General features: G+C 63.0%; 20 protein-coding genes and 1 pseudogene. 16 read left to right on the forward strand and 5 right to left on the reverse strand.

Features of this window, described 5'->3' with window-relative positions; genetic code table 11:
• Positions 1 to 20 precede the first annotated feature (20 nt).
• Complete coding sequence (radC, locus tag PFLCHA0_RS29970; RefSeq protein WP_011064221.1) at positions 21 to 695, reverse strand: RadC family protein; 675 nt, start codon at positions 693 to 695, stop codon at positions 21 to 23.
• A 132-nt stretch (positions 696 to 827) separates the two neighbouring features.
• Between radC and coaBC the strand changes: the two genes are divergently transcribed.
• From coaBC to argB, 4 genes and pseudogenes are all read left to right on the forward strand, one after another.
• Positions 828 to 2,036 carry a bifunctional phosphopantothenoylcysteine decarboxylase/phosphopantothenate--cysteine ligase CoaBC gene (gene coaBC / locus PFLCHA0_RS29975; protein WP_011064222.1) on the forward strand — a complete coding sequence of 403 codons (1,209 nt, stop codon included), beginning with the start codon at positions 828 to 830 and terminating at the stop codon, positions 2,034 to 2,036.
• A 5-nt stretch (positions 2,037 to 2,041) separates the two neighbouring features.
• On the forward strand, positions 2,042 to 2,497 hold the full coding sequence (gene dut / locus PFLCHA0_RS29980) for a dUTP diphosphatase (RefSeq protein ID WP_011064223.1): 456 nt from the start codon (positions 2,042 to 2,044) through the stop codon (positions 2,495 to 2,497).
• Positions 2,498 to 2,755: 258 nt separating this feature from the next.
• Positions 2,756 to 4,156 (forward strand): annotated as a pseudogene (locus PFLCHA0_RS29985) (phosphomannomutase/phosphoglucomutase); the annotation flags it as partial.
• 24 nt (positions 4,157 to 4,180) lie between these two features.
• The gene (gene argB, locus PFLCHA0_RS29990) at positions 4,181 to 5,086 is read left to right on the forward strand and encodes an acetylglutamate kinase (RefSeq protein WP_011064225.1); all 906 of its coding nucleotides are present in this window, start codon (positions 4,181 to 4,183) and stop codon (positions 5,084 to 5,086) included.
• Between the two features lie 151 nt (positions 5,087 to 5,237).
• Here argB and pyrE read toward each other — a convergent pair whose 3' ends face one another.
• Positions 5,238 to 5,882: an orotate phosphoribosyltransferase gene (pyrE, locus tag PFLCHA0_RS29995; RefSeq protein WP_011064226.1), complete on the reverse strand. Its 645-nt coding sequence runs from the start codon at positions 5,880 to 5,882 to the stop codon at positions 5,238 to 5,240.
• Between the two features lie 81 nt (positions 5,883 to 5,963).
• Here pyrE and PFLCHA0_RS30000 point away from each other — a divergent pair, with 81 nt between their 5' ends.
• A complete protein-coding gene (locus PFLCHA0_RS30000; protein WP_011064227.1) occupies positions 5,964 to 6,743 on the forward strand; it encodes an exodeoxyribonuclease III in 780 nt (259 codons plus the stop codon).
• Positions 6,744 to 6,804: 61 nt separating this feature from the next.
• Here the strand turns inward: PFLCHA0_RS30000 and PFLCHA0_RS30005 are convergent, their stop codons facing one another.
• Together PFLCHA0_RS30005 and rph are read right to left on the reverse strand one after the other, a co-directional pair.
• Positions 6,805 to 7,173 carry a DUF4870 domain-containing protein gene (locus PFLCHA0_RS30005; protein ID WP_011064228.1) on the reverse strand — a complete coding sequence of 123 codons (369 nt, stop codon included), beginning with the start codon at positions 7,171 to 7,173 and terminating at the stop codon, positions 6,805 to 6,807.
• 30 nt (positions 7,174 to 7,203) lie between these two features.
• Positions 7,204 to 7,926: a ribonuclease PH gene (gene rph / locus PFLCHA0_RS30010; RefSeq protein ID WP_011064229.1), complete on the reverse strand. Its 723-nt coding sequence runs from the start codon at positions 7,924 to 7,926 to the stop codon at positions 7,204 to 7,206.
• 272 nt (positions 7,927 to 8,198) lie between these two features.
• On the opposite strand from rph, the gene PFLCHA0_RS30015 reads away from it, so the two are divergent.
• The 6 genes from PFLCHA0_RS30015 to PFLCHA0_RS30040 all read left to right on the forward strand — a co-directional run bounded on the left by PFLCHA0_RS30015 (position 8,199) and on the right by PFLCHA0_RS30040 (position 13,489).
• On the forward strand, positions 8,199 to 9,062 hold the full coding sequence (locus PFLCHA0_RS30015; RefSeq protein WP_015637471.1) for a YicC/YloC family endoribonuclease: 864 nt from the start codon (positions 8,199 to 8,201) through the stop codon (positions 9,060 to 9,062).
• A gap of 10 nt (positions 9,063 to 9,072) precedes the next feature.
• Entirely contained in the window at positions 9,073 to 9,693 is a 621-nt protein-coding gene (gene gmk / locus PFLCHA0_RS30020; protein WP_011064231.1) for a guanylate kinase, read from the forward strand.
• Between the two features lie 168 nt (positions 9,694 to 9,861).
• Complete coding sequence (gene rpoZ / locus PFLCHA0_RS30025; RefSeq protein ID WP_007921129.1) at positions 9,862 to 10,125, forward strand: DNA-directed RNA polymerase subunit omega; 264 nt, start codon at positions 9,862 to 9,864, stop codon at positions 10,123 to 10,125.
• Between the two features lie 57 nt (positions 10,126 to 10,182).
• Positions 10,183 to 12,288, forward strand: coding sequence for a bifunctional GTP diphosphokinase/guanosine-3',5'-bis pyrophosphate 3'-pyrophosphohydrolase (spoT, locus tag PFLCHA0_RS30030; RefSeq protein ID WP_011064232.1), 2,106 nt, complete (start codon positions 10,183 to 10,185; stop codon positions 12,286 to 12,288).
• Positions 12,289 to 12,312: 24 nt separating this feature from the next.
• Positions 12,313 to 12,693, forward strand: coding sequence for a RidA family protein (locus PFLCHA0_RS30035; RefSeq protein ID WP_007921133.1), 381 nt, complete (start codon positions 12,313 to 12,315; stop codon positions 12,691 to 12,693).
• Between the two features lie 55 nt (positions 12,694 to 12,748).
• A complete protein-coding gene (locus tag PFLCHA0_RS30040; RefSeq protein WP_011064233.1) occupies positions 12,749 to 13,489 on the forward strand; it encodes a hypothetical protein in 741 nt (246 codons plus the stop codon).
• Positions 13,490 to 13,610: 121 nt separating this feature from the next.
• On the opposite strand, the gene PFLCHA0_RS30045 is transcribed toward PFLCHA0_RS30040, so the two are convergent.
• The gene (locus PFLCHA0_RS30045) at positions 13,611 to 14,468 is read right to left on the reverse strand and encodes an SDR family oxidoreductase (RefSeq protein WP_015637472.1); all 858 of its coding nucleotides are present in this window, start codon (positions 14,466 to 14,468) and stop codon (positions 13,611 to 13,613) included.
• A 190-nt stretch (positions 14,469 to 14,658) separates the two neighbouring features.
• On the opposite strand from PFLCHA0_RS30045, the gene exbB reads away from it, so the two are divergent.
• The 5 genes from exbB to recG all read left to right on the forward strand — a co-directional run bounded on the left by exbB (position 14,659) and on the right by recG (position 20,001).
• Entirely contained in the window at positions 14,659 to 15,663 is a 1,005-nt protein-coding gene (gene exbB, locus PFLCHA0_RS30050) for a tonB-system energizer ExbB (RefSeq protein WP_015637473.1), read from the forward strand.
• 6 nt (positions 15,664 to 15,669) lie between these two features.
• Positions 15,670 to 16,098 carry a TonB system transport protein ExbD gene (gene exbD / locus PFLCHA0_RS30055; protein ID WP_011064236.1) on the forward strand — a complete coding sequence of 143 codons (429 nt, stop codon included), beginning with the start codon at positions 15,670 to 15,672 and terminating at the stop codon, positions 16,096 to 16,098.
• Positions 16,095 to 16,847 (forward strand): energy transducer TonB family protein, encoded by a 753-nt coding sequence (locus tag PFLCHA0_RS30060; protein ID WP_011064237.1) that lies wholly within the window; start codon positions 16,095 to 16,097, stop codon positions 16,845 to 16,847. The genes exbD and PFLCHA0_RS30060 overlap by 4 nt, the downstream gene beginning before the upstream one ends.
• Positions 16,848 to 16,995: 148 nt before the next feature.
• Entirely contained in the window at positions 16,996 to 17,916 is a 921-nt protein-coding gene (locus tag PFLCHA0_RS30065) for a hydrogen peroxide-inducible genes activator (protein WP_011064238.1), read from the forward strand.
• Between the two features lie 9 nt (positions 17,917 to 17,925).
• Positions 17,926 to 20,001: an ATP-dependent DNA helicase RecG gene (gene recG / locus PFLCHA0_RS30070; RefSeq protein ID WP_015637474.1), complete on the forward strand. Its 2,076-nt coding sequence runs from the start codon at positions 17,926 to 17,928 to the stop codon at positions 19,999 to 20,001.
• The last annotated feature ends 11 nt before the right edge of the window (positions 20,002 to 20,012 follow it).

Below are 20,012 nucleotides of genomic sequence, written 5' to 3' on the forward strand. Positions count from 1 at the left end.
GGCCTTGAAGCCGGCCGCATTCAGATCCAGCCGTACTCGGCCATCGACAGCGGGTCGCCCTCCCCCACGATGAAGTGGTCCAGCACCCGCACATCGATCAACTCCAGTGCCTCCTGCAAACGTCGGGTCACTACCCGGTCGGCCGGGCTGGGCTCGCAAATGCCTGACGGGTGGTTGTGGCAGAGGATCACCGCCGCTGCATTGTGCGCCAGGGCGCGCTTGATCACCTGCCGCGGGTACACCGTGGTGCTGTCGATGGAGCCCTGAAACAGCACTTCGAAGGTCAGTACACGATGCCGCGTGTCGAGAAACAGGCAACCGAACACTTCATGGGGCTCGTGGCGCAGCATCGACTTCAGGTAATCGCGCACCACCAGCGGGTTCTCCAACGCGGACTGGCGATGCAGTTTCTCCGCCAGATGCCGTCGGGCCATTTCCAGCACCGCCTGCAACAAGGCGTACTTGGCCGGGCCCAGCCCCAGTTGGCGGGTGAAGGTCAGTTGATCGGCCTCCAGCAGCCTGCGCAGGCTGCCAAAGCGCCGCAACAGATGCCGCGCCAGGTCCACCGCGCTTTTACCGGCCACCCCGGTGCGCAGGAAAATAGCCAGTAGCTCGGCGTCGGAAAGGCTGATGGCGCCCTGCTCCAGAAGCCGTTCCCGCGGACGCTCCGCCGCGGGCCAGTCACGAATACTCATCACACCTCCCTGTGCATGGCGCCGCTGTTCGACAGCGGGCGCTGTGCTATCTTAGCCCCCTCTTTTTTGCGTGGTATTTCACCTGGGGAGGGGGCATGCCACGCAGCAATCACTGAACGGAAAGACAGGCCTATGCAGCGGCTGTATCGGAAACGCATCGTGCTCGGCGTCGGCGGCGGCATTGCCGCCTACAAGAGCGCGGAGCTGGTTCGCCGACTCCTCGACCAGGGCGCCGAAGTGCGCGTGGTCATGACCCGGGGCGGCAGTGAATTCATTACCCCGCTGACCATGCAAGCGCTCTCCGGGCACCCGGTCCACCTCGACCTGCTGGACCCGGCTGCCGAAGCCGCCATGGGCCATATCGAGCTGGCCAAGTGGGCCGACCTGGTGCTGATCGCGCCGGCCACCGCGGACCTGATTGCCCGCCTGGCCCAGGGCATTGCCGACGATCTGCTGACCACCCTGGTGCTGGCCACCGATGCCATCGTCGCCATCGCCCCGGCGATGAATCAGGCCATGTGGCGCGACCCTGCCACCCAAGCCAACACCCAACTGCTGCAAAGCCGTGGCCTGAAGGTCTTCGGCCCGGCTTCCGGCAGCCAGGCCTGTGGCGATGTCGGCCTGGGCCGCATGCTGGAGGCCAACGACCTGGCCCAGTGCGCCGCCGATTGTTTCCAGCATCTGGCGCTGACCGGCAAGCACCTGCTGATTACCGCCGGGCCGACCCAGGAAAACATCGATCCGGTGCGCTACATCACCAACCATAGCTCAGGAAAAATGGGCTTCGCCCTGGCCGAGGCCGCGGTTGAAGCCGGTGCCCGGGTGACCCTGATCACTGGGCCGGTACACCTGCCAACCCCCGATAGAGTCACGCGGATCGACGTTGTCAGCGCCCGGGACATGCTCGCGGCCTGTGAGTCGGCGATCCCATGCGACGTTTTCATCGCCTCTGCGGCGGTCGCGGACTACCGACCGGAAGTCGTCGCCCCACAAAAATTAAAGAAAGACCCTACGAAAGGTGACGGCCTGTTGCTGCAGATGGTGCGCAACCCGGACATCCTGGCCACCATTGCCAGCCGTCCGGATCGGCCTTTCAGTGTCGGTTTCGCCGCAGAAACCGAAAACTTGCTCGACTACGCTGCACGCAAATTGAAGGACAAGAACCTCGACCTGATCGTCGCCAACGACGTTGCCAACCCGAGCATTGGCTTCAACAGCGAGGAAAACGCCTGCAGCGTGATTGACCGGGAGTTGCACGCAACTCTCTTCGCCCAGACCAGCAAGGGCAAGATTGCCCGCCAGCTGATCTCTTTTATCGCCGAACGGCTGAACCAGGTTTAACTCGCATGCACGCTTTACAAGCCAAGATCCTCGACCCACGCATCGGCAACGAATTCCCTCTGCCGCAGTACGCCACGCCGGGCTCCGCCGGCCTCGACCTGCGAGCCATGCTCAAGGAAGACACCCTTCTGGAGCCAGGCCAGACGCTGCTGATCCCTACCGGGCTGTCGGTCTACATTGGCGATCCGGGCCTGGCAGCGCTGATCCTGCCGCGCTCCGGCCTGGGCCATAAGCACGGCATCGTGCTGGGCAACCTGGTGGGCCTGATCGACTCGGACTACCAGGGCGAACTGATGGTGTCCTGCTGGAACCGTGGCCAGACCGCCTTCAACATCGCCGTCGGCGAGCGCATCGCCCAACTGGTGCTGGTGCCTGTGGTCCAGGCGCATTTCGAAGTGGTCGAAGCCTTTGATGAAAGCCAGCGCGGCGCAGGTGGCTTCGGCCACTCCGGCAGCCACTGATCTGCCTCTCGGAGTGGGCAGCCTGCCTGCTCCGCCCCCTTGCGAGAGCAATCAAGGACCGAGGACCAGCATTTTTTTGCAGGGTGCCTGGCCCCCGCCAGGCCGGGCTGCTGACCGGTTCCGGAGGGGACGGAGCCCGTCAGATGGCACTTTCGCAGTACGAACTCTATGCTGAAAACGCCGTCATACCCTTCAGTTTGAGCCTGCCGGCCTGTCCTCTCACGGCCGTACTGCACCCCTTCAGATGGAGCACCCTCAGTGATGAGCAACGCAGCTAAAGTCGCCCCGAAATTCCCCGACAGCATCTTCCGCGCCTACGACATCCGCGGCGTTGTACCGCAAACCCTGACTGCTGAAACCGCCTACTGGATCGGCCGCGCCATCGGCTCCCAGAGCCTGGCCCAGGGTGAACCGAACGTCTCCGTGGGCCGCGATGGCCGCCTGTCCGGGCCGGAACTGGTGGCGCAACTGATCCAGGGCCTGCACGACAGCGGCTGCCACGTCAGCGACGTCGGCCTGGTGCCGACCCCGGCCCTGTATTACGCGGCCAACGTACTGGCCGGCAAGTCCGGCGTAATGCTCACCGGCAGCCACAACCCCTCGAACTACAACGGTTTCAAGATCGTCATCGCCGGCGACACCCTGGCCAATGAACAGATCCAGGCCCTGCACGAGCGCCTCAAGAGCAACAACCTGAGCAGCGCCCAGGGCAGCGTCACCCAGGTCGACATCCTGCCGCGCTACGCCGAGGAGATCATCCGTGACGTCAAGCTGGCCCGCCGCCTGAAAGTCGTGGTGGATTGCGGCAACGGCGCCGCCGGGGTGATTGCCCCACAGTTGATCGAAGCCCTGAACTGCGAAGTGATCCCGCTGTTCTGCGAAGTGGACGGCAACTTCCCCAACCACCACCCGGATCCGGGCAAGCCCGAGAACCTCGAGGACCTGATTGCCAAGGTCAAGGAAACCGGCGCCGACCTGGGCCTGGCCTTCGACGGCGACGGCGATCGTGTCGGCGTGGTGACCAACACCGGCAGCATCGTCTTCCCCGACCGCCTGCTGATGCTGTTCGCCAAGGACGTGGTGGCGCGCAACCCGGATGCGGAGATCATCTTCGACGTCAAATGCACCCGACGCCTGATTCCGCTGATCAAGGAATATGGCGGTCGCCCGCTAATGTGGAAGACCGGTCACTCGTTGATCAAAAAGAAAATGAAACAGACCGGCGCTCTACTGGCCGGCGAAATGAGCGGCCATGTGTTTTTCAAGGAACGCTGGTTCGGCTTCGACGACGGCATTTATAGCGCCGCACGGTTGCTGGAGATCCTCAGCAAGGAAAAATCCACCGCGGAAGAGTTGTTCGCCACCTTCCCGAACGATATTTCTACGCCGGAAATCAATATCCATGTGACCGAAGAGAGCAAATTCAGCATCATTGACGCCCTGCACGACGCGCAGTGGGGTGCAGGCGCCGACCTGACCACCATTGACGGGGTGCGGGTCGACTATGCCAAGGGCTGGGGCCTGGTTCGCGCCTCCAACACCACCCCTGTGCTGGTGCTGCGCTTCGAGGCTGATGATGCAGCCGAACTGCAGCGCATCAAGGATGTGTTCCACACCCAGCTGAAACGTGTTGCACCTGATCTCCAACTACCGTTTTGATTGTTTGAAGCACCGGAGCCCTGAATGACCATCGAACGCGATGCCGCCGCCAATACCGCCAAGGTCCTATCCGAAGCGCTGCCTTATATTCGCCGCTATGTCGGCAAGACCCTGGTGATCAAGTACGGCGGCAACGCTATGGAAAGCGAGGAGCTGAAAACCGGCTTCGCCCGCGACATCGTGCTGATGAAGGCTGTCGGGATCAACCCGGTGGTGGTGCACGGTGGCGGCCCGCAGATCGGTGACCTGCTCAAGCGCCTTTCCATTGAAAGCCACTTCGTCGATGGCATGCGCGTGACCGATGCGCAAACCATGGACGTGGTGGAGATGGTCCTCGGTGGCCAGGTCAACAAGGACATCGTCAACCTGATCAACCGTCACGGCGGCAGCGCCATCGGCCTGACCGGCAAGGATGCCGAGCTGATCCGGGCGAAAAAACTCACCGTGACCCGCCAGACGCCGGAAATGACCACCCCGGAAATCATCGATATCGGCCATGTGGGCGAAGTGGTCGGGATCAACACCGACCTGCTGAACCTGCTGGTCAAGGGTGATTTCATCCCGGTGATCGCACCGATCGGGGTCGGCGCCAACGGCGAGTCCTACAACATCAACGCCGATCTGGTGGCTGGCAAGGTGGCCGAAGCATTGAAAGCCGAAAAGCTGATGCTGCTGACCAACATCGCCGGCCTGATGGACAAGTCGGGCAAGGTCCTCACCGGCCTGAGCACCCAGCAGGTCGACGAACTGATCGCCGACGGCACCATCTACGGCGGCATGCTGCCGAAAATCCGCTGCGCGCTGGAAGCCGTGCAAGGCGGGGTCGGCAGTTCGCTGATCATCGACGGTCGCGTGCCCAACGCGATTTTGCTGGAGATCTTCACCGATACGGGTGTCGGCACCCTGATCAGCAACCGCAAGCGCCCTTAAGCACCAGGCACAAAAAAGCCCCCGCCCGGGATCCCGGGCGGGGGCTTTTTTATCGACGCAATCTTTGTGGGAGCCGGCTTGCCGGCGAAGGCACTCACGCGGGCAACTCAAGGCCCAAAGGCCTCTTCGCCGGCAAGCCGGCTCCTACAGGTCAGATTCCGTACTGCGCGCGGTAGGCTTCCACCGCTGGCAGATGCTGCTTGAGCGCCGGATCATCCGCCAGGAACTGCAGGACCTGGGTCAGGGAGACAATGCTCACCACCGGAATGCCGAAGTCACGCTCGACCTCCTGGATCGCCGACAACTCGCCGTTGCCGCGTTCCTGACGGTTCAGGGCGATCAGCACCCCGGCCGCCTTGGCGCCGTCCTGGGACTCGATGATCTGCATCACTTCGCGGATCGCCGTACCGGCGGTGATCACGTCGTCGATGATCAGCACATCGCCGGTCAAGGGAGCCCCCACCAGGCTGCCGCCTTCGCCGTGAGCCTTGGCTTCCTTGCGGTTGAAGCACCAGGGCAGATCGCGCTGGTGATGCTCGGCAAGCGCCACCGCAGTGGCCGCCGCCAGAGGAATGCCTTTATAGGCCGGGCCAAACAGCACATCGAAGGGAATGCCGCTTTCGACGATTGCCGCGGCGTAGAAACGCCCCAGCTGGGCCAGCGCCGAACCGCTGTTGAACAGGCCGGCATTGAAGAAGTAAGGGCTGGTGCGCCCGGACTTCAGGGTGAACTCACCGAAGCGCAAAACCCCGCGATCGATGGCAAAACGAATGAAATCGCGCTGATACGCCTGCATGAAAAAACCCCAGATACCACGGATTTAGCTAATTAGGTAGAGCTCGGGTATCATACACGCACGTGATTTTTGGGGCCATTTATGCGGATCATCAGTGTGAACGTCAATGGTATTCAGGCTGCAGTGGAGCGTGGTTTGCTCAGTTGGCTGCAGGCACAGAATGCCGACGTCATCTGCCTGCAGGACACCCGCGCCTCTGCCTTTGAACTGGACGACCCAGCCTTCCAACTGGATGGCTACTTCCTTTATGCCTGCGATGCCGAAGTCCCTGCCCAAGGCGGTGTGGCTTTGTATTCGCGGTTGCAGCCGAAGGCGGTCATCAGCGGCCTCGGCTTCGAGACAGCCGATCGTTACGGGCGCTACCTGCAAGCCGATTTCGACAAGGTCAGCATCGCGACCTTGCTGCTTCCATCAGGGCAGAACGGCGATGAAGACTTGAACCAGAAGTTCAAGCTAATGGACGATTTCGCCCGTTATCTGGATAAACAGCGGCGCAAACGTCGCGAGTACATTTATTGTGGCTCGCTGTACGTGGCGCAACAGAAGCTGGATATCAAGAACTGGCGCGACAGCCAGCAATCTCCGGGCTTCCTGGCACCTGAACGTGCCTGGATGGACGAGATCATTGGCAACATGGGTTATGTCGACGCATTGCGTGAAGTCAGCCGTGAAGGCGACCAGTACAGCTGGTGGCCGGACAACGAACAGGCCGAGATGCTGAACCTGGGCTGGCGTTTCGACTACCAGTTGCTGACTCCCGGCCTGCGTCGCTTTGTCCGCAGCGCTCGCCTGCCGCGCCAGCCACGCTTCTCGCAGCACGCACCGCTGATCGTGGACTATGACTGGACGCTGACCATCTAAGCGTCCTTTCACCGCCACAAAAAAGCCGACATCGCTGTCGGCTTTTTTGTGCTTGCTCGAGCTACTTGATCAGGCGCCAGGTGAAGGGGTAGCGATAAGGCACCCCTTCGCCAGCCTTGACTCCGCCGATGATGGTCAGCACCAGGGCTCCGATCGCCAGCAGGCCGAACATGAAGAACCCGATCACCACGATCATCAACAGGAAGCACACCGCCGACGCAATGGCGACGGTTAGCTGGAAGTTCAGTGCTTCCTTGCCCTGGGCATCGATAAAGGGATCGGTTTCGCGCTTCATCTGCCAGAGAATCAACGGTCCGATCAGTGTGCCGAAAGGAACCCAGATCCCCAGTAAGGCGGACAGGTGACAAAACATCGCCCATTGCCGGACTTCGTGGCTCGGCGTAGGCAGCGGCAGTTGTTCATCACTCATGGTGCTCTCCTTGCTGAAGACCTGCGCCCATCAATCGGCGAGCGCGGCTTGCTGCAGTTGGAAAATCTCGTTCATGCCTTGCTGGGCCAGGGCCAGCATCGCATTCAGTTCAGCCGGCTGGAACGGCGCACCTTCGGCAGTGCCCTGCACTTCGATGAAACCACCGGTGCTGGTCATCACAACGTTGAGGTCGGTTTCGGCAGCCGAGTCCTCCAGATAATCCAGGTCCAGGACCGGTTCGCCCTGGTACATGCCAACGGATACCGCGGCGATCATCTGCTTCAGCGGATCGCCGCCTTTCAGGCCACCGCGCTTCTTGATCACTTTCAAGGCGTCGACCAGGGCCACCATGGCGCCAGTGATCGATGCGGTACGAGTACCGCCGTCGGCCTGGATCACGTCGCAATCGACATACAGGGTGACGTCGCCCAGCTTGGACATGTCCAGTGCGGCGCGCAGCGAACGGCCGATCAGGCGCTGGATCTCCAGGGTCCGACCGCCCTGCTTGCCACGGCTGGCTTCGCGCTGGTTACGCTCGCCGGTAGCCCGCGGCAGCATGCCGTACTCGGCAGTCAGCCAACCCTGGCCCTGGCCCTTGAGGAAGCGCGGCACACCGTTCTCGACGCTGACCGTGCAGATCACTTTGGTATCACCGAACTCGACCAGTACAGATCCCTCGGCGTGTTTGGTGTAGTTGCGGGTGATGCGGATCGAGCGGAGCTGATCGGCGGCGCGACCACTTGGACGTTTCATAGGGGAACACCTGTACGGGGACGGAAAACTGCCGAGCATTATAAAGCCCGCAACCGCGCCAGGGCACGCCTAAAAAGGTCAAAGGAGCATTTACACCGCGGATGAGTCCTGTTGCGACGAGCTGCAATGCATTGGCAGCACCAGGGTTTGGGGGCTCCGACCGCACTGCGCTACAATCCTGCGCCTTCGCAGCCTGTCGGCTTCAATTCATCTTTATCAGGCCCGCCCAACCCCCTCACGGTTGGTGCCGGCGCTGAATCGGAGGTACCTCCATGGTGCACAGCATGACCGCCTTCGCCCGGGTAGAACGGGCAGGCACTCAGGGCACCCTGAGCTGGGAACTGCGCTCGGTCAACAGCCGCTACCTGGAGCCGCACCTGCGTTTGCCGGAAGCCTTTCGCGACCTTGAAGGCGCGGTCCGCGAAGCCCTGCGCCAGGGCCTGTCCCGCGGCAAGGTCGAGTGCACCTTGCGCTTCATCGAGGAAACCGCCGGCAAACCGCTGCAGGTGGATCGCGAGCGCGCCGCGCAACTGGTCGCCGCCGCCGAGTCCGTCGCCAGCCTGATCAAGCAGCCGGCCGCGCTCAACCCGCTGGAAGTCCTGGCCTGGCCGGGCGTACTGGTGGCCGACGCCACTGACCCGCAAGCCTTGAACAGTGACGCCCTGGCCCTGTTCAACCAGGGCTTGAAGGAACTGAAGAACGGCCGCGAACGGGAAGGCGCCGAACTGGCCAGGCTGATCGACGAACGCCTGTCCTCCATCGAGGAAGACGTGGCGACCCTGCGTGAACTGGTCCCGCAGATGCTCGCGACCCAGCGCCAGAAGATCCTCGACCGCTTCGCCGACATGCAGGCCGAGCTGGATCCGACCCGTCTCGAACAGGAGATGGTGCTGCTGGCACAGAAAAGCGACGTCGCCGAAGAACTGGACCGCCTGAGCACCCACATCATTGAAGTACGTCGCGTGCTTAAGTCCGGCGGCGCGGCCGGGCGGCGCCTGGACTTCCTGATGCAGGAACTCAACCGCGAAGCCAACACACTGGGCTCCAAGGCCTTCGACCCGCGCAGCACCCAAGCTGCGGTCAACCTCAAGGTGTTGATCGAGCAGATGCGCGAACAAGTGCAGAATATTGAGTAAGGCAACTGACATGACCCACAGCACCGGCACCCTGTACATCATTTCCGCGCCGTCGGGCGCGGGCAAGAGCAGCCTGGTCAAGGCCCTGACCGACGCCAAACCGGAGATTCGCGTCTCGGTCTCCCACACCACCCGTGCCATGCGCCCCGGTGAGGTGGACGGCGTGAACTATCACTTCGTCTCCCGCGAGACGTTCGTGAAGATGGGTGAGCACGGGGACTTCCTGGAGCGCGCCGAAGTGTTCGGCAACCTCTACGGAACCTCGCAAAGCCACCTGCAGCAAACCCTGGACGCAGGCCACGATCTGATTCTGGAAATCGACTGGCAAGGCGCGGAACAAGTACGCAAGCTGATGCCCCAGGCCCGTTCGATCTTCATCCTGCCACCGTCCTTGCAAGCCCTGCACCAGCGCCTGACCAACCGTGGGCAGGACAGTGACGAGGTCATCGACGGGCGGATGCGCGAAGCCGTCAGCGAAATGAGCCACTACGTCGACTACGACTATCTGATCATCAACGACGATTTCGCCCACGCACTGGGCGACCTGAAGGCGATTTTCCGCGCCAATCAGCTGCAACAGAAACGCCAGCAGCAGCGTTTCGGCAAATTGCTGGCTGAACTCCTGGGTTAAAACAGCACTTCCCAAAACCGCTGCAAGCGCTTTACATTGGCACTTGCAGCGCGTTGAAGGGCTTGGTTAAAAAATCAGCGCTTCCCTTAACGCTGGTGATTTTTTAAACTGTCGAGTCCGCTCGCCCATCCGGGCAGCGCGCATATTGCATTTGCTACGAGGAAGACCATGGCCCGCGTAACCGTTGAAGACTGCCTAGAACACGTGGATAACCGCTTTGAGCTGGTCATGCTCTCTACCAAGCGTGCCCGTCAACTGGCCACCGGCGGCAAAGAGCCGAAAGTAGCATGGGAAAACGACAAACCTACCGTTGTCGCCCTGCGCGAAATCGCTGAAGGCCTGATCGACTACGCAGCCATCGCCGAAGCCGAAATCGTTGAAGATGAGCCGCTTTTCGCTGCTTTCGAGGACGAGTCCAACGAGGCCGTCTGAGCCTATGCCTGGTCGACGTAGCACGGCGCGGGATCACAGCTTACGGCAGGAGACATCATGCCGAGCATAGACGCCCTCGCCGATCGCTTATCGACCTATCTCGGCACGGACCAGGTCAATCTGGTCCGCCGAGCGTATTTCTACGCCGAACAAGCCCATGACGGTCAACGCCGTCGCAGCGGCGAGGCGTACGTCACGCACCCACTCGCGGTAGCGAACATTCTTGCCGACATGCACATGGACCATCAGAGCCTGATGGCCGCGATGCTGCATGACGTCATCGAAGACACCGGCATCGCCAAGGAAGCGCTCAGCGCGCAGTTCGGCGAAACCGTGGCCGAATTGGTGGATGGGGTCAGCAAACTGACCCAGATGAACTTCGAAACCAAGGCCGAAGCCCAAGCGGAAAACTTCCAGAAGATGGCCATGGCCATGGCCCGCGACATTCGCGTGATCCTGGTCAAGCTGGCCGACCGCCTGCACAACATGCGCACCCTGGAAGTACTTTCCGGCGAAAAGCGTCGGCGGATCGCCAAGGAAACCCTGGAGATCTACGCCCCCATCGCCAACCGCCTGGGCATGCACGCCATCCGCATCGAATTCGAAGACCTGGGCTTCAAGGCGATGCACCCGATGCGTTCCGCGCGGATCTACCAGGCGGTCAAGCGCGCCCGGGGCAACCGCAAGGAAATCGTCAACAAGATCGAGGAATCCCTCAGCCACTGCCTGGCCATCGACGGCATCCAGGGCGAGGTCAGCGGTCGCCAGAAGCACCTGTACGGCATCTACAAGAAGATGCGCGGCAAGCGTCGAGCCTTCAACGAGATCATGGACGTTTATGCGTTCCGCATCATCGTCGACAAGGTAGACACCTGCTATCGCGTACTCGGCGCTGTACATAATTTGTACAAGCCGCTACCGGGACGCTTCAAGGACTACATCGCCATTCCCAAGGCCAACGGCTATCAGTCGCTGCATACCACGCTGTTCGGCATGCACGGAGTACCGATCGAGATCCAGATTCGTACCCGGGAAATGGAAGAAATGGCCAATAACGGCATCGCCGCCCACTGGCTGTACAAATCCAGTGGCGACGAACAACCCAAAGGCACTCACGCCCGCGCCCGCCAATGGGTCAAGGGCGTGCTGGAAATGCAGCAACGCGCCGGCAACTCCCTGGAATTCATCGAGAGCGTGAAGATCGACCTGTTCCCGGACGAAGTCTACGTGTTCACGCCCAAAGGCCGGATCATGGAGCTGCCCAAAGGCTCCACCGCGGTGGACTTCGCCTACGCGGTTCACACCGACGTCGGCAACAGCTGCATCGCCTGCCGGATCAATCGTCGCCTGGCGCCGCTGTCCGAACCCCTGCAAAGCGGTTCCACAGTGGAAATCGTCAGCGCCCCGGGCGCGCGCCCGAACCCGGCCTGGCTGAATTTCGTGGTCACCGGCAAGGCCCGCACTCATATCCGCCATGCTCTCAAGCTGCAGCGCCGCTCCGAGTCCATCAGCCTCGGCGAACGCTTGCTGAACAAGGTGCTCAACGGCTTCGACAGCTCCCTGGAAAAGGTCCCGGCCGAACGCATTCAGGCGATTCTCCAGGAATACCGCCTGGAACTGATCGAAGACCTGCTGGAAGACATCGGCCTGGGCAACCGCATGGCCTACGTTGTGGCGCGCCGCCTGCTGGGCGAAGGCGAACAGCTGCCAAGCCCGGAAGGCCCGCTGGCAATCCGCGGCACCGAAGGCCTGGTGCTGAGCTACGCCAAGTGCTGCACGCCGATCCCGGGCGATCCGATCGTCGGCCACCTGTCCGCCGGCAAGGGGATGGTGGTGCACCTGGACAACTGCCGCAATATCAGCGAAATCCGCCATAACCCGGAAAAGTGCATCCAGCTCTCCTGGGCCAAGGATGTCACCGGCGAATTCAATGTCGAACTGCGCGTCGAACTGGAACACCAACGCGGCCTGATCGCGCTGCTGGCCAGCAGCGTCAACGCCGCCGACGGCAACATCGAGAAAATCAGCATGGACGAACGCGATGGTCGCATCAGCGTGGTCCAACTGGTGGTCAGCGTGCACGACCGCGTACACCTGGCCCGCGTGATCAAGAAACTGCGCGCCCTGACCGGGGTCATCCGCATCACCCGCATGCGTGCGTAGCCCGTCCATTACAAGGAGTCATTCATGACCAAGACTGTTATCACCAGCGACAAGGCACCTGCTGCCATCGGCACCTACTCCCAGGCGATCAAGGCTGGCAACACCGTCTACATGTCCGGCCAGATCCCTCTGGACCCCAAGACCATGGAGCTGGTGGAAGGCTTCGAAGCCCAGACCGTCCAGGTGTTCGAAAACCTCAAGTCGGTAGCCGAGGCCGCTGGCGGTTCGTTCAAGGACATCGTCAAGCTGAACATCTTCCTCACCGACCTGAGCCACTTCGCCAAGGTCAACGAGATCATGGGCAAGTATTTCCAACAGCCTTACCCAGCCCGCGCCGCCATTGGCGTGGCCGCCCTGCCAAAGGGTGCACAGGTTGAAATGGATGCCATTCTGGTCATCGAGTAACACCCGCGGCGCAGCCCTCAAGGCTGCGCCGTTTTCGTTCTGAAAGGATTTCGTCATGCGCCAAGCGCTAGCTGTTTCGCTGCTCGCCGTACTGCTCGGCGGTTGTGCCAGCGACCCCGCCAAAAACGATGTGGGCGGCATCTGGATCAATCAGGTAGCGATCGACGCAGCCTCCAAGGGCGGCCCTTTGCGTGAAGCCCTCCAGGCCTACGGCCCGAACCTGGAATGGGAGCTCAATACCAAGGCTGGCCAGGCCCGCTACACCAACGGTTTCGAAACCGTCGAAGGCAAGATCATCGGCGACGGTTCCAGCACTGCAAAAGTCGAGTTCTATGGCAGCGCCGCCACCGACTTGAAGCGCAACGGCAAGCAACTGCTGCAAGTGGCCAACGACAATGAGCCCGAGCAGGTCTTCGACCGCCCCAAAGACCCCGCCCCCGAAGGCGCGCCGCTAGGCGCCAACTTCGAGCGCGCCTTGTACTCGGCGTATCTGGGTGGCAAGTGGAAGATCGTCAACGGACCGGGCCTGGGCAACGAGGTGCAGTTCCAGGCAAACGGCGCCGTCCAGGGCCTGCCGGGCGCCGATCGCTACGCCTTGTGCCTGGCTGGCGACTGCGCCTCGATGAGCGGCGGCAACGATAGCATCTGGCTGCAGCTCAACGGCCAGGGCAACTCCTGGATCTTCGTGCGCAAGGATCAACAGCTGGAGATCTTCCAGGCGGTGAATACCGCCCTGGCGGATGAAGTGCCCTCGCTGACGCCGGGCAGCCAGCAGTGGTTGCTGGAAAAGCAGTAACTACCCTGTAGCCGCTGCCGCAGGCTGCGACAAGGTCCACAGGACCTTCGGCCTGTCGGCAGCGACGCCCTCGGGAAGCCGGTCGCAGCCTTCGACCGCGACCCCAAGCTGCTCGGGCAGCTTAGCCCTGCGTCGTCAGAATCGCTGCATAACCTTCGCGATAACTCGGATAGCGCGGCACCCAGCCCAGCGCCCTGGCCCGGGCATTGCTGCAACGCTTGCTGCCGGTACGACGCACGCTGGCATCGTCCGCCCATTCGGTGACGCCCAGGTAATCGCGCAGCCAGTCGACGACCTCTGCCAGGGGCGCGGGCGCATCGTCCACGCCGATATAGCAATCATCCAGCGCCGTGCCACTGCGGTCCGCCTTGATCAGGAACGCCAGCAGGCCCGCGGCATCGTCCGCGTGAATACGGTTGCCGTACAACGGCGGCTCGATCGCCACGCGATAACCCCGGCGCACCTGGGTCAGCAGCCACTCGCGACCCGGGCCATAGATGCCGGTCAAGCGCACCACAGTGGCGGGAATACCGCTGCCCAGAGCCACCTGCTCGGCTTCCAGCATCATGCGTCCGGAGTAGGCCTGGGCCTCGGCCACGGAAGCCTCGTCGACCCACTCACCGTCCTTCTGCTCATAAACGCTGCTGCTGGAGACAAACAGCAAACGCTTGGGCGCCTGGCCGCGCTGCTTGAGCCAGCCCAGTACATGCTGCAGACCATCGACATAAGCCGCGCGATATCCGGCTTCGTCATGCTCGGTGGCCGCCGCGCAATACACCAGATAGTCCGGCGACTTCTGCGGCCATTGCCCGGGGCATTGCTCGCTGAACAGGTCACCTGCAATGCCCACCACCCCCTGTGGCAAGCGCGATACGTTGCGACGCAGGCCGTAAACCTGCCATTGCTCGGCCAGCAGTTGAGTCGCCAGGCGACTCCCGACATCACCGCAACCGGCGATCAATACAGAGGGGGAGGACATCAGAAAACTCCTTTGGGAAAGGTCAAGACTAGCCCTCGCACTGGACGAACGGCTAGCAATCAAGGAAAAAAAGATACTCTATTACTTCTGTTAACAAGAATTACTTGCAATAATAACCGCCCATTTTGTTCTCGGCCCTGCGAGGCCTAGAAGGACATTTCACCCTTTTCTCCTCTCAGGTCCGGCCAGCATGACAAGCAACCAACTCTCCGTCTCGCCAACCAAACGCCCAAGCCCGCTGCGCGCCATGAGCGCGGTTGCAGCGCTGTTGTGCAGCCTGCTGCTGGCACCGACCGCAGCCTTTGCCGACCAGCACGCCCCAGCCACCGCCGCAGCCCCTGCCGCGACCGCTCCAGCCGCTGAACATACGGCCACCGACCCGACCGCTCCAGCCGCAGCCCCAGTGGCCGGCGAGCCAGTCCAGGCCGAAGGCCAGCCCGCTATCGGCGAAGACGCTCCTGAAGTCCTGGAGGCCGACAACACCCTGGGCATGGCCCATGACCTGTCGCCGTGGGGCATGTACCAGAACGCCGACATCATCGTGAAACTGGTGATGATCGGCCTGGCCATCGCCTCGATCATCACCTGGACCATCTGGATCGCCAAAGGCTTCGAGCTGATGGGTGCCAAGCGCCGCCTGCGCACTGAAATCGCCGCACTGAAAAAGGCCACCACCCTCAAGGAAGCCAGCGCCACCGCCACCAAGGAGGGCACCCTGGCCAACCTGCTGGTGCACGACGCCCTGGAAGAGATGCGCCTCTCGGCCAACAGCCGCGAGAAGGAAGGCATCAAGGAGCGCGTCAGCTTCCGCCTGGAGCGCCTGGTAGCTGCCTGCGGCCGCAACATGAGCAGCGGCACCGGCGTGCTGGCCACCATCGGTTCCACCGCGCCGTTCGTCGGCCTGTTCGGCACCGTGTGGGGCATCATGAACAGCTTCATCGGCATCGCCAAAACCCAGACCACCAACCTTGCCGTGGTTGCCCCGGGTATCGCCGAAGCCCTGCTGGCCACCGCCCTGGGCCTGGTTGCCGCGATTCCCGCGGTGGTGATCTATAACGTCTTCGCTCGCTCCATCACCGGCTACAAGGCCCAGGTCACCGACGCCTCGGCCGAGGTCCTGCTGCTGGTCAGCCGCGACCTGGATCACCAGCCGAACGAGCGCTCCGCACAACCGCACATGGTGAAAGTGGGGTAATCAGCCATGGGCTTGCATTTGAAAGAAGGCGCAGGCGACGACCTGGCCGAAAACCACGAGATCAACGTCACGCCGTTCATCGACGTGATGCTGGTGCTGCTGATCATCTTCATGGTGGCCGCACCGCTGGCCACCGTGGACATCAAGGTCGACCTGCCCGCCTCCAGCGCCAAACCGGCGCCGCGGCCGGAAAAACCGGTGTTCCTCAGCGTCAAGGCCGACAAGCGCCTGTTCCTCGGCGAAGACGAAGTCAAGGCTGAAACCCTTGGCGCCATCCTCGACGCCCGGACCCAAGGCAAGAAAGACACGACCATCTTCTTCCAGGCCGACAAAGGTGTGGATTACGGCGACCTGATGAGTGTGATGGACACCCTGCGGGCGGCCGGCTACCTGAAAGTCGGCCTGGTCGGACTTGAGACGGCAGCCAAGAAATGATCACGACGCGCCAAAGACTGACGCGTTACAGCGGTAGCCTGGCGGTGGTGTTGGGCGTCCATGGGTTGGCGATCCTGCTCGCCCTCAACTGGTCCAAGCCACAGCCCATGCCCATCCCCCCCCAAGCCATGGTGGTGGAATTGGCACCTGCCCCTGTGCCGCCTCCACCGGCGCCGCCGAAAGTGGTGACCCCACCACAACCGCCGGCCCCCGTGGAAGAACTGCCGTTGCCGAAACTGGCCGAAGCGCCGAAGCCGACCATCTCGGTACCCAAGCCGGTGAAGCAGAAGCCCAAGCCGCAACCGCCAAAGCCGGTGGTCAAGCCTGAGCCGCCCAAGGAAAAGCCTTCCGAGGAAAAGCCCAGTGACGCCCCGGTCACACCGGCTCCGTCCAAGCAGCCCGCTCCTGCGACCCCTGGCCCGTCACCGGCCCAGGCCGCCGCCAAGGCTAACTGGCAGGGGGAATTGCAGGCGCACCTGGCCAAGTACAAGCGCTATCCGAGCGAGGCTCAGCGTCGAGGCAAGGAAGGCACCAACTCCCTGCGCTTCGTCGTCGATGCCGAAGGCAAGGTGCTGTCCTATGAGCTGGTAGGCAGATCGGGCAATGCCGATCTGGACCGGGCCACCCTGGACATGATCCGTCGTGCCCAGCCGCTGCCCAAGCCACCGGCAGACATGCTCAACAACGGCAGCGTGGAAATCACCGCCTCGTACAACTACGAGATCGACCGCAGCCGCGGCCGCCGCTGATCCACCGCAAGGGCACCTTCAAGGTGCCCTTCGCGTTTGTGCCGCCTGAAGCAGGCATTGGCGGGTGTCGCATTCCACCCTCGGTCTGATAACGTGCGTCTATCGATTGCAGCCGTTATGCTTGGCCGCAACCTCACGGACGCCCGCTATGACTCTTACAGAATTGCGCTACATCGTTACCCTCGCCCAAGAGCAGCACTTCGGCCATGCCGCCGAGCGCTGCCATGTCAGCCAGCCCACCCTGTCGGTCGGCGTGAAAAAGCTTGAAGACGAACTCGGCGTGCTGATTTTCGAGCGCAGCAAGAGCGCCGTGCGCCTGACCCCGGTGGGCGAGACCATCGTCGCCCAGGCGCAAAAGGTCCTGGAGCAGGCCCAGGGCATCCGTGAGCTGGCCCAGGCCGGCAAGAACCAGCTGACCGCACCGCTCAAGGTCGGGGCGATCTACACCGTCGGCCCCTACCTGTTCCCGCACCTGATTCCCCAGTTGCACCGGGTCGCTCCGCAGATGCCGCTGTATATAGAAGAGAACTTCACCCACGTACTGCGCGACAAACTGCGCAACGGCGAGCTCGACGCGATCATCATCGCCCTGCCGTTCAACGAGGCCGATGTCCTGACCCTGCCGCTGTACGACGAACCCTTCTATGTGCTGATGCCCAGCGGCCACCCCTGGACCAAGAAGGAAACCATCGACGCCAACCTGCTCAACGACAAGAGCCTGTTGCTGCTGGGCGAAGGCCACTGCTTCCGCGACCAGGTCCTGGAGGCCTGCCCGACCCTGACCAAGGGCAACGACGGCGCCAAGCACACCACCGTGGAATCCAGTTCCCTGGAAACCATCCGCCACATGGTCGCCTCCGGCCTGGGCATCTCGATCCTGCCGCTGTCGGCCGTGGACAGCCATCACTACGCCCCCGGGGTGATCGAAGTCCGCCCCCTGACCCCGCCCGTGCCGTTCCGCACCGTGGCCATCGCCTGGCGCGCCAGCTTCCCGCGGCCCAAGGCCATCGAGATCCTCGCCGACTCGATCCGCCTGTGCTCGGTGGCCAAGCCGCCCGCCGCGAGTTAAGCGCTCGCAATGACTGAGCTGTCGAAAGTGCCGGTCACGGCACTCAAGGGCGTCGGCGAAGCCATGGCCGAGAAGCTGGCCAAGGTCGGCCTGGAAAACCTTCAGGACGTGCTGTTCCACCTGCCCCTGCGCTACCAGGACCGCACCCGCGTGGTGCCGATCGGCGCCCTGCGCCCTGGCCAGGATGCTGTGATCGAAGGCACCGTCAGTGGCGCCGATGTGGTCATGGGCAAGCGCCGCAGCCTGCTGGTGCGCCTGCAGGACGGTACCGGCGGCCTGAGCCTGCGCTTCTACCATTTCAGCAATGCGCAGAAGGACGGCCTGAAGCGCGGCACCCGTGTGCGCTGCTATGGCGAAGCCCGGCCCGGCGCCTCGGGCCTGGAGATCTACCACCCGGAATACCGTGCCATCAGCGGCGACGAGCCGCCGCCGGTGGACCAGACCCTGACACCGATCTACCCCCTGACCGAAGGCCTGACCCAGCAGCGCCTGCGCCTGCTGTGCCAACAGAGCCTGGCCCTGCTGGGCCCGCGCAGCCTGCCCGACTGGCTGCCGGAAGAGCTGGCCCGGGACTATCAGCTGGCGCCCCTGGACGATGCGATCCGCTACCTGCATCACCCGCCGGCGGACGCCGATGTCGACGAACTGGCCCTGGGGCACCACTGGGCCCAGCACCGCCTGGCGTTCGAGGAATTGCTGACCCACCAGCTGTCCCAGCAGCGTCTGCGCGACAGCCTGCGCTCCCAGCGCGCCCCGGTGCTGCCATTGGCCAGGAAACTGCCGGTCAAGTACCTGAAGAACCTGGGCTTCGCTCCCACCGGCGCGCAACAGCGCGTGGGCAACGAGATCGCCTACGACCTGAGCCAGCCCGAGCCCATGCTGCGACTGATCCAGGGCGACGTGGGCGCCGGCAAGACCGTGGTCGCCGCCCTGGCCGCCCTGCAAGCACTGGAGGCCGGCTACCAGGTGGCACTGATGGCGCCGACGGAAATCCTCGCCGAGCAGCACTTCATCACCTTCAAGCGCTGGCTCGAGCCCCTGGGCCTGGAAGTCGCCTGGCTGGCAGGCAAGCTCAAGGGCAAGGCCCGCAGCGCAGCCCTGGAACAGATTGCCGGTGGCGCACCGATGGTGGTGGGCACCCACGCGCTGTTCCAGGACGAAGTGCAGTTCAAGAACCTGGCCCTGGTGATCATCGACGAACAGCACCGCTTCGGCGTGCAGCAGCGCCTGGCCCTGCGCCAGAAAGGCGTGGGCGGCCGCCTGTGCCCGCACCAGTTGATCATGACCGCCACGCCGATCCCACGAACGCTGGCCATGAGCGCCTACGCCGACCTGGACACCTCGATCCTCGACGAACTGCCTCCCGGTCGCACCCCGGTGAACACCGTGCTGGTGACCGACAGCCGGCGCATCGAAGTCATCGAGCGGGTACGCGCCGCCTGCGCGGAAGGGCGCCAGGCCTACTGGGTCTGCACCCTGATCGAAGAGTCCGAGGAACTGACCTGCCAGGCCGCGGAAACCACCTTCGAAGACCTTTCCAGCGCCCTGGGCGAATTGCGCGTAGGGCTGATCCACGGCCGCATGAAGGCCCCCGAGAAAGCCGCGGTGATGGCCGAGTTCAAGGCCGGCAACCTGCAACTGCTGGTGGCCACCACGGTGATCGAGGTCGGGGTCGACGTACCCAATGCCAGCCTGATGATCATCGAAAACCCCGAACGCCTGGGCCTGGCCCAGTTGCACCAGCTGCGCGGCCGGGTCGGGCGCGGCAGCGCCGCCAGCCACTGCGTGCTGCTCTACCACCCACCGCTTTCACAGATCGGTCGCCAGCGCCTGGGCATCATGCGTGAAACCAACGACGGTTTCGTCATCGCCGAAAAGGACCTGGAGCTGCGCGGCCCCGGGGAAATGCTCGGCACCCGGCAGACCGGCCTCCTGCAATTCAAGGTCGCCGACCTGATGCGCGACGCCGACCTGCTGCCGGCGGTACGCGATGCCGCCCAGGCCCTGCTGGAGCGCTGGCCGGACCATGTCAGCCCGTTGCTGGAGCGCTGGCTGCGCCACGGACAGCAATACGGCCAAGTGTGAACCAACACTCA

Source organism: Pseudomonas protegens CHA0 (assembly GCF_000397205.1).
Lineage (GTDB): Bacteria > Pseudomonadota > Gammaproteobacteria > Pseudomonadales > Pseudomonadaceae > Aquipseudomonas > Aquipseudomonas protegens.